Source organism: Streptomyces sp. NPDC005899 (assembly GCF_040629645.1).
Taxonomy (GTDB): Bacteria; Actinomycetota; Actinomycetes; order Streptomycetales; family Streptomycetaceae; genus Streptomyces.
The window spans coordinates 1-15,418 of record NZ_JBEXWB010000136.1; the positions used below are offsets into that span (position 1 = coordinate 1).

The 15,418-nt window shown below is 72.5% G+C and carries 8 protein-coding genes; 1 reads left to right on the forward strand and 7 read right to left on the reverse strand.

The window, feature by feature from the left end; genetic code table 11:
• The 7 genes from ABZ371_RS17110 to ABZ371_RS17140 form a co-directional block, all read right to left on the reverse strand.
• Positions 1-6,660, reverse strand: a 6,660-nt coding sequence (locus ABZ371_RS17110; protein WP_358679755.1) for an amino acid adenylation domain-containing protein, incomplete at its 3' end; no start/stop codon positions are given.
• A 57-nt stretch (positions 6,661-6,717) separates the two neighbouring features.
• Positions 6,718-8,505: an ABC transporter ATP-binding protein gene (locus tag ABZ371_RS17115; RefSeq protein WP_358679758.1), complete on the reverse strand. Its 1,788-nt coding sequence runs from the start codon at positions 8,503-8,505 to the stop codon at positions 6,718-6,720.
• A gap of 43 nt (positions 8,506-8,548) precedes the next feature.
• Positions 8,549-9,601 carry an iron-siderophore ABC transporter substrate-binding protein gene (locus ABZ371_RS17120; RefSeq protein ID WP_358679760.1) on the reverse strand — a complete coding sequence of 351 codons (1,053 nt, stop codon included), beginning with the start codon at positions 9,599-9,601 and terminating at the stop codon, positions 8,549-8,551.
• 117 nt (positions 9,602-9,718) lie between these two features.
• Positions 9,719-10,558, reverse strand: a complete 840-nt coding sequence (locus tag ABZ371_RS17125; protein WP_358679763.1) for an ABC transporter ATP-binding protein — start codon at positions 10,556-10,558, stop codon at positions 9,719-9,721.
• A gap of 40 nt (positions 10,559-10,598) precedes the next feature.
• A complete protein-coding gene (locus ABZ371_RS17130; protein ID WP_358679766.1) occupies positions 10,599-11,660 on the reverse strand; it encodes an iron chelate uptake ABC transporter family permease subunit in 1,062 nt (353 codons plus the stop codon).
• Positions 11,657-12,715, reverse strand: coding sequence for an iron ABC transporter permease (locus ABZ371_RS17135; RefSeq protein WP_358679769.1), 1,059 nt, complete (start codon positions 12,713-12,715; stop codon positions 11,657-11,659). Before ABZ371_RS17135 ends, ABZ371_RS17130 begins: the two co-directional genes overlap by 4 nt.
• A 55-nt stretch (positions 12,716-12,770) precedes the next feature.
• Positions 12,771-14,165, reverse strand: a complete 1,395-nt coding sequence (locus tag ABZ371_RS17140; protein ID WP_358679771.1) for a lysine N(6)-hydroxylase/L-ornithine N(5)-oxygenase family protein — start codon at positions 14,163-14,165, stop codon at positions 12,771-12,773.
• A 248-nt stretch (positions 14,166-14,413) separates the two neighbouring features.
• On the opposite strand from ABZ371_RS17140, the gene ABZ371_RS17145 reads away from it, so the two are divergent.
• On the forward strand, positions 14,414-15,361 hold the full coding sequence (locus ABZ371_RS17145) for a methionyl-tRNA formyltransferase (RefSeq protein ID WP_358679773.1): 948 nt from the start codon (positions 14,414-14,416) through the stop codon (positions 15,359-15,361).
• The last annotated feature ends 57 nt before the right edge of the window (positions 15,362-15,418 follow it).

A 15,418-nucleotide genomic window follows, 5' to 3' on the forward strand; every position in this document is an offset into this window, starting at 1 on the left:
CTCGGCGCGGGCGGGCGCGGGTCGCGGGGCGGGCGGCGTGCGGGTCGCCAGGTGACCGGCCAGCGCGCGCGGTGTCCTGAGGAGGAACACGTCCCGCGGCGCGACGGGCAGTCCGAGCGCCCTGGCCCGGTTGATCACGGTGATGGCCACGATGCTGTCACCGCCGGCCGTGAAGAAGTCGGTGTCACCGTCCACGGCGGCCGCGCCGGGCAGCGCGTCGGCGAAGATGCCGACGAGTGCGGCGAGCGCGGGCCCGCCGTCGGCCACCGGCGTCTCGTCCCGGGCGGCACGCACGGCCAGGGCCCGCCGGTCCAGCTTGCCGTTGACCGTCAGCGGCAGGGCGTCGATCGCCAGGACCCGTCCGGGCACCATGTGCGCGGGCAGCGTCGCGGACAGGAGTCCGGTGAGATCGGTGGGCGGCCGGCCCACGACGTGCGCCACCAGGTGGTCGCCGCTGTCCGCCACGGTGACGGCGGCGTCGGCCACGCCGTCGACCGCCCGGATCGCGGCCTCGACCTCGCCGAGTTCGATGCGGAAGCCCTTGAGCTGCACCTGGTCGTCGGCGCGCCCGGTGAACTCCAGCTCGCCGTCGAGCGTGCGCCGGGCGAGGTCGCCCGTGTGGTACATGCGGGAGCCGTCACCCGCGAACGGGTCCGCGACGAACCTGCCCGCGGTGAGCCCCGGCCTGCCCAGGTAGCCGAGGGACACCTGGTCGCCCGCGACGTAGACGGCACCCACCCGGCCCGGCGGCACCTGCCGGAGCCGGTCGTCGAGCAGGTAGGTGGACAGGCCGGGGACCGGGCCGCCTATCGGGCTGGCGTCGCGGCCGAGGTCCGCGTCGGTGAGCACCCGGTGGGTGACGTGGACGGTGGTCTCGGTGATGCCGTACATGTTGACCAGTCGGGGCGAGGCGGTGCCGTGCCGCTCGGCCCAGGGGCGCAGCCGGCTCACGTCCAGGGCCTCGCCACCGAAGATGATCCGGCGCAGCGCCGGGAGCGGCTCACCGGCCCGCCGGTCGGCCTCGGCGAACTGGTGGAACGCCGACGGGGTCTGGTTGAGCACGGTCACCCCGCGCTCGCGCACCAGCCGGTGGAAGTCGAGCGGGGACCGGGTGAGGCCGTACTCCGGTACCAGCAGTTCGCCGCCGTGCGCCAGCGCCCCCCACAGCTCCCAGACCGCGAAGTCGAAGGAGTAGGAGTGGAACTGCACCCACACGTCGTGCGGGCCGAAGTCCATGAGCGCCCGGGTGTTCGCCAGGAGGGAGACGACGGCGGAGTGCGGGACGACGACGCCCTTGGGCCTGCCGGTCGAGCCGGAGGTGTAGATCACGTAGGCCGGATCGTGCGGGCGGGCCTCCGGCGCGGCATGCGGCGCCCGGTCCTGCGGCGCGGGCCCCTCCCCCATCACGAGTACGCGGGGCCGCGCGCCGTCCGGCCGGCCCGAGAGCCGTGTGAAGCGGTCACGCTGCTCCCGGTCCACGAGCACGACCTGCGGAGCGGCGTCGGCGAGGATGTACTCCAGGCGTTCGTCGGGGTAGGCCGGGTCGAGCGGCACGTAGGCGCCGCCGGCGGTGACGACGGCGATCAGCGCGGTCACCTGTTCCGGGGAGCGCGGGAGGGCGACCGCGACACGGGTGCCCGGCCCGGCCCCGGCCGCTCGGAGCGCCGAGGCCGTCTCGTCCCGCGCCTGCGCCAGCTCGCGGTAGGTCAGCGACCTGGTGGTGCCGTCGAGACGGCACAGGGTGACGGCGGTGGCGGCCGGGTCGAGGTCCGCGGCGGCGTCGAACAGCGCGCCCAGCGTCGTCGGCGTGACCGGCGCGTGCCGTCCCTCCCGGGGTGCCAGGTCCTGGACCGGCGCGTCCGGCCGGGCCAGCAGGCCGGCGAGGGTCCGGCTGAACGTCCCGAGGACGGTCCGGGCGCCCGCCTCCCGCAGCAGCGCGCCGTCGTGGATGAGGTTGAAGCGGAGGCCGCCGGCGGGTGTGCGCTCCACCACCAGGGTCAGGGGGTAGTGCGGAGCGCCCTCGTTCCGGATCCCGGTCACGGCCAGCTCGTCACCGGGTCCTCCTCGCAGCCCGTCCACATCGGCCGGGACGTCGAACACGACCAGGGTGTCGAAGAGGGGTCCGGCGCCGGCGTGGCGGCCGGTCCGCGCCAGCGAGACGTGGTGGTGCGGCAGCACCGCGCCGTGGTGTTCCCGTACGGAGGCGAGCAGTTCGCGCGCCGTGGTGGAGCCGGTCCACCGGGCGCGTACGGGAATGGTGTTGATGAAGAGGCCCACCATGTCCTCGATGCCGGGCACGTCGGCGTCGCGTCCGGAGACCGTGGAGCCGAACACCACGTCGGTGCTGTGCAGGAGGGTGCCCAGTGTCACCGCCCAGGCGCTGTGGACGGCCACGCTCAGCGGCACGCCGGCCTCCCGGACGGCCGCGTCGATGTCCTCGCCCGGTTCGACGGCGGTGTCGGCGAAGTGGCCGGACGGGCTGTGTCCTTCCGCGACCAGCGACGGGCCGGGAAGGCCGGCGAGCTGGTCGCGCCAGACCCGGTCGCTGCTATCGTCGTCGCGGCCGGCGAGCCATCGCACGTAGTCGGGGAAGCCGTGGAGCGGGTACACGCTCCCCGGGGCGTGGTACTCGGCCAGCAGGGCGCGGAGCATCGGCGGCACCGACCAGCCGTCGGCGATGATGTGGTGCACGGTCTGCACCAGCACGTCAGGGCCCGGGCCGCCGCGGACGAGGGTGTAGCGCATCAGCGGGCCCGTGGCCAGGTCGAAGCCGGCGCGGCGGTCCCGCTCCGCGTGCTCGCGGATCTCGGCGTCGGTGATGCCGGGGCGCTCCAGGGTGGTGAAGGGTGCCCGGACACCGCTCTCGAGCACGGAGACGACGCGGCCGTCCGCGAGCGCGACGAACCGCGCGGCCAGGTTGGGGTACAGCGCCAGGAGCCGGGTGGCCGCCGCCGCGAGGCGGTCGGCGTCCACCTCGCCCTCCAGCGTCAGCAGTTGCTGCTCGACGTAGCTCCCGGACGCGTCGTCGTCGTAGACGGAGTGGAAGTACAGCCCCTCCTGCAGCGGGGTCAGCGGCAGGACGTCCCGGAGCTGCGGGCCGTCCAGGGCGTCCACATCGGCCTGGGTGAGCGGCACCAGGGGGAAGTCGCCGGGCGAGTGGCCGCCCCGCTCGAGTGCGGCAAGGCCGGTCAGGGCCTCGTGGAAGTACCGGCCGACGGTGGCGATGTCCTCTTCGGTGAACACGCCCTCGGGCCAGGAGACGGTGGTGGAGAGCTCGTACCCACCGCCGGTGGCGGGTTCGGCGACCGCGTTGAACTCCAGGGCGCGCGGCAGGCGCATCCGCGGATCGCGCCTCTCCCCCAACTGCCCCGTGGGGCCCGCCGGCTGCCAGTCCTCGCAGGTGCCCGAGGCGAATCGGCCGAGGTAGTTGAAGAGCACCTGGGGGGCGGGTACGTCGAACCGGGTGCCGGCCAGGTACCGCAGGGCGCCGTAGGAGAGGCCGTTGCCGGGGACCTTCGCGAGGTCGTCCTTGACCGCCTTGAGCGCGGCGGCCAGGTACCCGGGCGCGTTGGGATCGGAGGCCGGGCCGGGGTCCACCGTCACCGGGAAGAGGGTGGTGAACCAGCCCACGGTCCGTGAGAGGTCCGGTTCGCGGCCCGCGGCGTCCGCCACGAGGCGTGTCTCGCGGCCGTGGCCCTCCAGTTCGATGTGGGCGAAGGTCTGGTCCTGCCCCAGGTGGCGGCGCCACCGGGCGAGCGTGACGGCGAGCGCCGTGAGGAGTACGTCGTTGACGCCCGCGTGGAACCTCGCGGGGATCTCGTTGAGCAGCGCGGCCGTGACCTCCGGGCCGGTCGTGAACGTCCTCGTCCGCTCCCGGGCCACCGTGTCGGCGGCGGACGGCTCGCGCCTGCCGACGGGCGCGTCGGGGCCGGGCAGCGGGCGCCGGTGGTAGGCCGCGTCGGCGCCGAGGTCCGCGTTCTCCAGCAGTCGTGTCCAGCGCCGGAAGGAGGTGCCCACCGGAGGGAGGCCGATCGGCTCGCCCGCGGAGTACTGCCGCCAGGCCGTCGCCAGGTCCTCCGTCAGGACGCGCCAGGACACCCCGTCGATCACCACGTGGTGGATCACGAGGACCAGCTGACGTGCCGCCCGCCGCCAGACGGCACGCAGCATCACGCCGCCGTCGGGGTCCAGTCCGCCGGTGGCGAGCGCGGTGCAGGCGTCCGGTGGCAGGTCGCTCTCCTGCCACTGTGCGCGGGCGCCGGCCGCCGGCGGTACGTCGAAGCCCCAGCGATCGCCCCGTACCAGCCTGGCACGCAGCATGTCGTGCCGGGTGAGCAGCGCGGTGAGGATCGCGTCGAGGGCTGCGGGGGTCAGGTCCGCGGGGGTGTCGAGCACCATCGACTGCACGAAGCCGTCGATCGCGCCGGTGGTCTCGCCGAGCCACCGCACGATGGGCGATCCCGTCACGGCACCCGTCGCCAGGTCGTCGTGCTCCGCCGGGGCGGTGTCCTCGCGGCTCGCGACCGCGGCCAGCGCGCCCACGACACTGTGGGTGAAGATCTGCCGGGCCGTGACGTGGAGGCCCGCGTCGCGCAACGCGCTGAGCAGGGAGATGGCCAGGATGCTGTCCCCACCGAGGCGGAAGAAGTCCTGGTCCACGCCGACCGCGTCCAGTCCCAGCACCGCGGCGGCCACCCGGCACACCACGCGCTCGTTCTCTGTGGTGGGCGGTGCGACCGGGCCGGTCCCGGTCGGGGGCTCGGGCAGCGCTGCCCGGTCGAGCTTGCCGTTGGCGGTGAGCGGGAACTCCCGCAGCACGACGACGTGGGTGGGCACCATGTACTCCACCATGTGTGCGGCGGCCCATTCCTGGACCTCGGCCGCCCGCAGGTCCTCGTTCCCGGCGGCCGGGATCACGTAGCCCACCAGGTAGGCGCCGCCCGCCGTGTTCGTCCTGGCGACGACACAGGTGTGCCGGACCCGCGGGTGTTCCGCGAGACCGGCCTCGACGTCCTCGATCTCCAGCCGCATACCGCGGATCTTGATCTGGTTGTCCGCCCGGCCGAGGAAGTCCAGCGATCCGTCGGGGGTGTACCGCGCGAGGTCGCCGGTCCGGTACAGCCGGGAGCCGTCGGCGGAGAAGGGGTCGGCCACGAAGCGGGACGCCGTCAGGCCGGCCGCGTTGACGTATCCGCGCCCGAGGAGGAACCCGCCCACGTACAGCTCGCCGCCGACCCCGACCGGGACGGGGCGCAGTTCGTCGTCCAGGACGTACAGCCGGGTGTTGGGGTTGGCCTTGCCGATCGATGTCGACAGGCGTTCCGCCGCGCCGCGGTAGACGACGTGCGAGACGCCGATCGTCGTCTCGGCGGGACCGTAGCCGTGGTACATCGGGATGTCGAGGCGGGAGCGGAACCGCTCGTACAGCTCGGGGGTCAGCACCTCGCCGCCGCACCACACGTGACGCAGGCTGTCCAGCTGTCCGGAGTCGCCGGCGATCTCCAGGAGTACGTCCAGCATGGAGGAGACCAGGTAGGTGAAGGTGACGCGCTGATCGGCGATCACGCTCAGCAGGTGGTGGGGATCGCGTTCGCCGCCGGGGCGCAGGACCACGAGCCGGCCGCCGCACACGAGCGGGAGGAAGATCTCGTTGACGGAGATGTCGAAGGACAGCGGGGCCTTGAACAGTGACGCGTCGTCAGGTCCGAATCCGAGAATCTCACCGGACTGCCAGAGCAGGCGCTCGCTGATGGCCTCGTGCCGGATCATCGCGCCCTTGGGCCGGCCGGTCGAGCCGGACGTGAAGATCACGTAGGCCAGAGCCGCTCCGGGCACGGTGATCCGTGGTTCCTCCACGGGGTGGGAGCCGAAGGCCCAGGCCCCGAGGTCGACGGCCACGGCTTCCGGCTCGCCGGGCTCGTGCACCCCGGAGTCGTTGAGCTGGAGCACGGCCCGGGCGTCCTCGACGACGACGGACCGGCGGGCCGCCGGCCACCGGGGATCGAGCGGTACGAAGGCGCAACCGGCCTGGAGGACGCCGAGCAGGGCGATCACCATGTCCGCGGAGCGGCTCAGCGAGATGCCGACCACCTGCTCGGCGGTCAGTCCGCGTGCGATCAGGTGATGGGCGAGCTGGGCGGAGAGTTCGGCCGTCTGACGGTAGGTCAGCGTACGTTGCCCGTCGACGACGGCGACGGCGTCCGGCCTGGTCCTGGCCTGCTCGCGGAACATCTCCATCAGGGTCGGCCGGACCCGCTCTGCGTCCGTGTCGTTCCACGCCGCCAGGGCTTCGGCCCTGGCGGCCGCGGTGACCGGCCCGATCGTGCCGATCGGCCGGTCCGGGAAGTCGGCGAGGTCGTCCAAGGCAAGCTGGGCGTCGGCCCGCACGACGCCGCGCGGGACGCTGATGCTCCGGCCGTCCGGGCCGACCTCCCAACCACCTTCCGCGCGGCCGCCGTTGTCGGCCCATCCGAGGATGTCGGCGAAGAGGGTCGCGGGGGTCAGGTCCATCCCGCCGGGGCTGAGGCCCTGCGCCCAGTACGCCAGCGCGACCGCGCAGGCTTCGGCGACGGTCTCGTCGGAGTAGTCCCCGATCCGCCGGCGTATGCCGGCCGGGCCCGTCGGGGGGAGCAGCACGCAACGAGCACTCGGATCGGTCATCGCAGACTCATCCGCCTTTCCGGGGTGGGGGGTTAGCCTAACCTAACTGAGGTTTGCCTAACTACCCTCTTTCCAGGCTTGCCACAGGCGCGCGTACCGGCCTCCGAGCGCGACGAGCTCCTCGTGGGACCCCAGTTCGACGACACGTCCGGCATCCAGCACGGCGATCCGGTCCGCCGCCGTCGCCTGGGTCAGCCGGTGCGCCACGAACAGCGTGGTCCGGCCCGAACACGCTGCCAGTACGGCCCGTTCGAGCTCGGCCGCCCCCTCGCTGCCCGCCTCCGCGGTCGACTCGTCGAGGACCACCACGGGCGCCCGGCCGAGCACCAGCCGGGCCAGGGCGATCTGGGCGACCTTGGTCATGTCCAGACGCTCACCGCCCTCCCCGACCGTGGTGTCCAGCCCTTCGGGCAGGCCCTCGACCCACTCGCCGGCACCCACCGTGCGCAACGCGTCCATGAGTGCGGCGTCGTCCGCCCCGGGCGCGGCCAGGCGCAGGTCGTCGGCGAGTGGACCGGAGAACACGTGCGTCTCCTGGGTCAGGATGCTCACCAGGGCCCGCGCACCGGCCTCGTCGAGGGACGCGAGGTCGTGCGGCCCGATGCGCACGGAACCGGCCTGCGGGGTCCCGATGCCCGCGATCAGCGCGGCCAGGGTCGACTTGCCCGCGCCCGTGGCCCCCACCAGGGCGAGCGAGCCGCCGGCCGGGATGGTCAGGTCGACATCCCGCAGGACCGGCTCCTCGGCGTCGGGGTAGCGAAACGTCAGCCCCCGCACCTCGACCGCGTACGGACCCGCGGCCGCCCGCGCGACGGAGGTGTCGCCCACCAGCCGGTCGTCCGCGGCCTCGCCCAGCACCCCGACCAGACGGGTCAGGCTCGCGCCCGACTTCTGCGCCTCGTCGAAGGTGAACATGATGGCGCCCAGCGGGGTGAACAGCCGGTGGAACATGAGCGGAGCGGCGGAGACCTCCCCGAGGGTGGCGGCGTCGGCCTCCAGCAGGGCGTACCCGACCACCAGGATCAGGACGAGGCCGATGAACTCGGCACGGTTCTCCCGGCCGACGAACCGGCCGAAGAAGCGGAAGACCTCGATCCCGAGGTTCCGCACCCGCCACGACTCCTCGGTCACCTTCTCGCGGACGGCTCCCTCCAGGCGGTAGGCCCGGACCGTGTCGATCCCGTTCAGGCCACTGATCAGGGCCTGCGCACGGTCCGCCTGGGCCGCCCTCTGCTCGCGGTAGAACGGGGCCGACCTGGGCAGGTACCAGCGCAGGGCCAGCCCGTAGGCGGGCAGCGCGCCGGCGCCCGCCAGGCCGAGCCGCCAGTCCAGACCGAACATGCCGATCGTGGCGATGGCGACGAGCACGCCCGCCGTGAACACCGTGGGCACGGCCGTCCGGATGCCCCGGGACAGCACGGCCACGTCGTCCCCGACCCGGGAGAGCACGTCACCCCGGCCGACCTGCTCGATCCGTGCGCTCGGCATCCCGAGGACGGCCCGCACGGCGTTCTCCCGCAGCCGCGCGAGCAGGTCCGCGCCCAGCCGCCCGATCAGGTACGTCGACACGGCGGTGGCGGCCGCGCCGAGCAGCGCCGCGGTCGCCAGCCAGACGCCGACCGTGACCAGGACGGAGCGCCCCGCGCCCTCGGCCACCGCGTCGACGACCCGGCCGAGCAGCAGCACCGGGAGCACCTGGAGTGCCGCACCGGCCACCGTGGTCAGCACGGTGGCCGCCGTCAGCCAGGGGATCTCACGGCAGTGGGCCGCGATCCAGCGGGTCGCCTCGCCTCCCCCGGCCGTCCGCAGGGCGGCGGGGGCGACGCGCGTGCCGGTGGCGCTCACCCGCGGGACGGAGCGGGCCGGGGGTGCGAGGAGGCGGGTGACGTCACCGGTCGACCGACTTCACGAGCTCGTCGACGGCGTACGGCAGGGAGAGCAGCGTGCCCTGGGACATCGCCGCTCCGACCGCCGGGCCCTCGCTGTCGAGCAGGTACGACACCTTGCCGTTCCTGGCGGCCGGCAGGTTGGCGAAGAGTTCGAACTTCTTCAGTGCTTCCTGGTCCGCCTTGTCGTTGACGACGAAGATGCGGTCGACGTCGACCAGGTCGATGCGCTCCGGGGAGAGCTTGGTGTAGAACTTGCCGCCCGCGATCTCGTCGATCTTCGTCGCCCCCTTGAAGCCGATGCCGGTGACCAGCCGTCCGCGCACGTCGGTCGTGGTGAAGGGTGCCACCGAGTCCTCGTACCAGGACAGCGCGACGGCGGTCTGGCCGGCGAACTCCGGGTGGGCCTCACGTGCCGCGTCGAGCTTCGTCTGGATGCCCTTCACCAGTGCGGCGCCCTCGGCCTCCTTGCCGAGCGCCTTGGCGATGTGGACCGCGTTGTCCTGCCAGGGGGCGCTGAACGGCTCCTTCTCGGCCTTCGTGCGGCCCACCGTGGGGGCGATCCGGGACAGCTTGTCGTAGGCGGCCCGGTCGACCTCGGAGTAGACCGCGATGATGAGGTCCGGCCGGAGGGCGGCGATCTTCTCGTAGTTGGGGCCCGCGTCGCCGTTGCTCATGACGACCTCGGGGCGGGTGTCGCCCCACTTGTCCTTCACCCAGGGCCACTGGGTGTTGATGTCGGGCTTCCTGCCCGCCGGGTTCGGGTACTGGTCGACCATGCCGACCGGCTTGATGCCGAGCGCCAGGATGGCCTGGTCGTCCGTGTAACCGACGGAGACGACCCGCCGGGGGGCCTTGGTGACCTTCGTGGACCCGAACGCGTGCTCCACCGTGACCGGGAACGCGCCGGTGGCCGCAGCCGGCGCACCGTCGTCCGCCTTGTCCGGCGCGTCGGAACCGCACCCCGCGAGGAGGCCGATGCCGAGGGTCGCGGCGGACAGCACCGCCGCCAGCCGCCGCCGGGACCTGGTGAACGTGGTTCTGTGGAGGAGCATCCGGAAATCCCTTGCTTTCGCGCTGTCCGCTACGCCCCTGTCCGAGGGCAGCCACACGGTAACCCGTAGAAGTGAGGGTAGCCTAGCCTAAGAGAATCATCGCCCTTTCCGGGAAGGCTAGTTGAGCCGTACATGGGTACGGCCGATCGGCACGATGAGCGGCCGGTCACCGACCGGGTCGTCGACCACCCGGGCGCGCAGCCCGAACGCCTCGTACAGCAGCTCGGCGGTGATCACCTCGCGCGGGTGCCCCTGCGCCAGGATCTCCCCCGCCCGCATCACGACGAGGTTGTCGCTGTAGCGCGTGGCCAGGTTCAGGTCGTGCAGGACCATCACCACGGTGCGGCCCGACTCGTGCAGGTCGTCCACCAGGTCCAGGACGTCGATCGCGTGGGCCAGGTCCAGATAGGTGGTCGGCTCGTCCAGCAGCAGCAGGTCGGTTCCCTGGGCGAGCGTCATGGATATCCACACGCGCTGGCGCTGCCCGCCCGACAGCGAGTCGACCGGGCGGTCCGCGAGTTCGGACACCCCGGTCATGGCAAGCGCGCGTTCCACCACGGCGGCGTCGTCCGAGGACCACTGCCGCAGCCAGCTCTGGTGCGGATGGCGCCCCCGGGCGACCAGATCCGCGACCGTCAGCCCTTCCGGTGCGACCGGCGCCTGCGGCAGCAGGCCGAGCCTCTTCGCCACGTCCCTGGTCCTGAGCCTGCCGATGTCCTCGCCGTCCAGGACGACCGTCCCGCCGGCCGGCTTCAGCAACCGCGTCAGTGTGCGCAACAGGGTCGACTTGCCGCAGCCGTTGGGCCCGATGATCGTGGTGATCACCCCCGGCGGGATCGTCACGTCGAGCGCGTCGATGACGACCCGGCTCCCGTATCCCACCGTGACGCCCCGGGCGGCCAGTCGCGCCGCCCCACCGGCTTCCGACCGGGTCTCGGTGATGTGCTGAGCGGCCACTGGCCCCCCTCTGTCTAGGTTGTCCGGCATCGTGTGTGCTCTATCGAAGGTTCGCCCGCACCAGCAGGTGGACGAGGAAGGGGCCGCCGATCGCGGCGGTGACGACGCCCACGGGGAGCGTGATCGGCAACGCCGTACGCGCGATCAGGTCGGCGCCGATGAGCAGCACCGCCCCCACGAGGCCCGAGGCCACCATCGGCGGGGTCGGGTGCCTCGCCAGGCGCATCGCCACCTGAGGGGCCACGAGGGCGACGAACGGGACCGGACCCGCCGCGCTCACCGCCACCGCGGCCAGCAGCACGGCGCACAGCAGCAGCAGCGCCCGCACCCCGGAGAAGCGGACGCCCAGACCCGCCGCCACCTCGTCGCCGAGGTGCAGCGGCTTGAACTGGAAGGCCGCGCACGCCACGACCGCCAGGAGGGCGGACGTGCCCCACAGGGCCACCTCGACCTCGTCCCACGAACGGTTGTCCAGCGAGCCGACCAGCCATGCCTGGGCCCGGGTGACGTCCCTGATGTCGGCCGTCACCAGCAGCCAGGTCGTGACCGCCTCCATCACGGCACTCACCGAGAGGCCGATGAGGATGAGCCGGAAGCCGTCGATCCCCCGCCGCCACGCGAGGAAGTACACCAGCAGCCCCGTGCCGAGCCCTCCGCAGAGCGAGGCGGCGGACAGACCGACGGAACTGACGACCGCCGTGGCCGCCCCGCCCGACACCGTCACCAGGAAGACCGCCACCGCACCGGCGCCCGCGGTGATCCCCAGGATGTCGGGGCTCGCCAGCGGATTGCGCGCGACGGACTGGGTGATCGCCCCGGAGACCCCGAGCGCCGTCCCGACGACCAGCCCGGCCAGGGCACGCGGCATGCGCAGGTCCATGATGACGAACTCGTCGACCTGCTCACCCCGGCCGAGGAGCGTGGCGATCACCCGGGAGAGGCCGATCGGGAAGTCGCCGACGCCGATCGACAGGCAGAACACCAGGAGGGCCGCGGCCAGCAGCAGCAGCGTGACGGACGCGAGCCAGGGCCGCCAGACGAACGACACGTGGCCGAGCCGCACGCCCGGCGCCACCGACGGCTTCACACCTGTGCTGTTCACGCGCTCCTGAACTTTCCGCGCCACACGAGCGCCGCGAAGAACGGGGCACCGAGCAGGGCGACGACGACACCCGCGTCCAACTCGCCCGGCCGCACGACCAGTCGGCCCACGATGTCACAGACCAGCAGGACGACCGCTCCCAGGAGGCCGGCGTACGGCACCAGCCAGCGGTAGTCCGGACCCGTCAGGTGCCGGGCCACGTGGGCCACCATCAGCCCGAGGAAGGCGATGGGACCGCAGGCGGCCGTCGCCGCGCCGGCCAGGAGCGTGATGGAGAGGATGCCGACGGTCCGGCTCAGCGCGACGTTCACCCCCAGTCCCCGCGCCACGTCGACACCCAGGTTGAGCAGGTTGAGGGAGGGCAGCGTGGTCAGCGCCAGCACCAGTCCGGCCGCGACGAAGCCGGTAACCGGCCAGATGACGTCGAAACCGACCCCGGCCACGGAGCCGGCGTTCCAGAACCTCAGCGCGTTCAGCGACTTCTGGTCCGACAGGGCGATCGCCGTGGTCATCGCCGCGAGGAACACCGTGACCCCCTGCCCGGCCAGCGCCAGGGTCAGCGGGTTGCCGGCTCCCCGTCCGATGCTGGACACCCCGAACACGACGACACCGGCGGCGGCCGCCCCCAGGAAGGCGAACCAGACGTACTGGAAGGGATCCGTGAACCCGGTCACGGCGATCACCGTGACCACGGCGAACGAGGCCCCGCTGTTCACCCCGAGAAGGCCCGTGTCCGCGACGGGATTGCGCGTGAACCCCTGGATCAGCGCCCCTCCGGTCCCGAGGGCGACGCCCGCGACGACCGCGAGCACCGTCCGCGGCACCCGCACGGTCCGCACGATGAGCCGGATCTCGGTGAGCCCCCGGTCGGGGTCGGGCGCCGCGTACAGCCCGTGCCACACCTCGGCGGGATCCAGCGAACGCGCGCCGACGGCCAGCGACACCGCGGCGGCGGCCACGAGGACCACCACGAGCACGCCGGCACCCGCAACCCGGCGCCTGCGGGCCTCCGTTGCGCCCTTCGGGGCGACGCGCTCCACTGCAGTCGTGCTCATGTCGACGTACGTTATCCCTTGTGATCCATCGGGCGGACCCGCCGGCCCGGAGGCCTCACGCCCGGTCGGGGCGGGCCGCGGCCGGATGGGCCGCGGCGGTGGCCGGCCCGGCCGCGTCGGGGGCGACCTTGACGGCGTGGTCCAGCAGCGAGTCCAGGATCTCGCCCACCCGGACCGCGGTGTTGGACAGCAGGGCCGACGTGATGCCGTGCGTGTGCTCCGTGCCGCCCTGCAGGTAGATGCCGCAGCGCAGGCCGGGGTCGGTCGAGATGCGGTAGTCGCGCTCGACGCGGACCCGGCCCTCGGCGTCCCGCAGGCACCGGTCCCCGACCTCGCCGAGGAGCCCCAGCGGGTCGACCGGGCTGTAGCCGGTGGCGAGCACCACGACGTCGGCGTCCAGGAGCGTCTCCTCCCCGGTGACGAGGGACGTCACCGTGGCACGGACCCGGTCCGCGGCCTCCTCGACGCCGGCGAGGCGGGAGACGTTGAGGAAGCGCAGCCGCTCGGTCCCGAGGACCTTCTCCTGGTACATCGTCCGGTACAGGTCGTCGATCAGGTCGATGTCCACCACGGAGTAGTTGGTGTTGCCGTGGTAGCCCATCAGCCGGCGCTTGACGTCGTCGGGCGCGGCGAAGTACTCGTCGACGGCCGCCGGGTCGAAGATGCGGTTGGCGAAGCTGCTGTCGTCGGCGGGGCTGTAGCCGTAGCGGGAGAAGACGGCGCAGATCTCGGCGCCGGGGAAACGCCGGTGCAGGTAGGCGACGTTCTCCGCGGCGCTCTGGCCGGCGCCGACGACGACGAACCTGGAGGGCGAGGTGCCTTCCAGGCCGTCGACCTTCGCGAGCAGTTCGGAGTTGTGCCAGACGCGGTCGCCGCGCTCCACGCCTTCGGGCACGAGGGGGCGCAGCCCGGTGCCGATGACGACGTTGCGGGCCCGGTGGACGGCGAGGCCCTGCGCCGAACGGACCGTCACGTCGAGGTACTCGACCGTCGTGCCCCGGAGCACGGGGGTGACGCCGACGACCTCGTGGCCGTAGGAGACCATGCCGCCGACCTTGGCCGCGGCCCACTCAAGGTAGTCGTGGAACTCGACCCGCAGCGGGAAGAGGTTCTTGTGGTTGATGAAGTCGACCAGCCGGTCCTTGCCCTTGAGGTAGCAGAGGAAGCTGTACTCGCTGCTCGGGTTGCGGAGCGTCACCAGGTCCTTGAGGAAGGACACCTGCATCGTCGCGTCGTCGATGAGCATGCCCCGGTGCCAGCCGAAGCGCGGCTGCTGTTCGAAGAAGTGGGCGCTGACCGTCCCCGGCGCGCCGCCGTCCGCCTCGTCCTGTGCGCCGGTGCGTGCGTTGTGCTCGCTGATCGCGATCGCCATGGCCACGTTGGACGGTCCGAAACCGATGCCAATGAGGTCGTGGACGGGTGGTGCGTCGCAGGGAAGAACCTGTGACATGTCACTCCCATCGTGCGGGGAAGCCGCCTGTCAGGCGCGGGGAAGGGTGTGGGGACGTGAGCACGCCGACGGAGCGGCCCGCTGGAATTTAGGTGAGCCTAAGCTAATCTCGGGAGCCTGTCGATAGGGCACTCGCCCCGAACGCCTCGTGACGCCCCGTCAAGCGCCGTTCGACAGAACGCTGTTGCCAGCTAAGGTTAGGCTTGCTTTACTGAGCCGGGTCATTCCCTGCTCTGAGGAGGAACCCCATGCGGGTCGTCATGTTCGGATACCAGACCTGGGGCCACCGCACCCTGCAAGCCCTCCTGGACTCCGAGCACGACGTGGTGCTGGTGGTGACCCACCCCAGGAGCGAGCACGCGTACGAGAAGATCTGGAGCGACTCCGTCGCCGACCTGGCCGACCGGCACGACGTCCCCGTGCTGATCCGCAACCGCCCCGACGACGAGGAGCTGTTCGAGCGCCTCCGGGAGGCGGACCCGGACATCATCGTGGCCAACAACTGGCGGACGTGGATCCCCCGGAGGATCTTCGCCCTCCCCCGCCACGGCACGCTCAACGTCCACGACTCACTGCTCCCGAAGTACGCCGGCTTCTCCCCGCTGATCTGGGCACTGATCAACGGCGAGACCGAGGTCGGCGTGACCGCGCACATGATGAACGACGAACTCGACGCCGGCGACATCGTCCGGCAGGAGGCGGTCCGGGTCGGCCCCGCGGACACCGCCACCGACCTCTTCCACAAGACCGTCGACCTGATCGCACCGGTCACGATCGGCGCACTGGACCTCATCGCCGCCGGAAAGGCGGAGTTCACCCCCCAAGACCGCTCCCTGGCCAGCTTCTTCCACAAGCGGTCCACCGAGGACATCCGCATCGACTGGTCCTGGCCGGCCGAGGACCTGGAGCGCCTGGTCCGTGCCCAGTCCGAGCCGTACCCCAGCGCGTTCACCTTCCACAAGGGCAGGCGGCTCGAAGTACTCGCCTCCGTGGTGTCCGAAGGCCGCTACGGCGGTACACCGGGGCGCATCTTCTACCGGGAGGGCGACGGCGTGGTGATCGTGGCCGGAGCCGACGCCCGCACGGGCCGCAACCACGGACTGGCCCTCACACGCGTGCGGACGGAGGACGGCCGGGAGATGCCCGCCACCGAGTACTTCACGTCGATGGGCGGCTACCTGACGAACCGCCCCTGACCGCCCGCCCGCCGGGCGGACGACGACGTCCGAAGCCAGCTGCCGATGATGCCGGGG

Coding starts and splice junctions, on each gene's coding strand:
- ABZ371_RS17120 (WP_358679760.1), bottom strand. CDS start 9,601: ATGCTCCTCCACAGAACCACGTTCACCAGGTCCCGGCGGCGGCTGGCG.
- ABZ371_RS17135 (WP_358679769.1), bottom strand. CDS start 12,715: ATGAGCACGACTGCAGTGGAGCGCGTCGCCCCGAAGGGCGCAACGGAG.
- ABZ371_RS17140 (WP_358679771.1), bottom strand. CDS start 14,165: ATGTCACAGGTTCTTCCCTGCGACGCACCACCCGTCCACGACCTCATT.
- ABZ371_RS17145 (WP_358679773.1), top strand. CDS start 14,414: ATGCGGGTCGTCATGTTCGGATACCAGACCTGGGGCCACCGCACCCTG.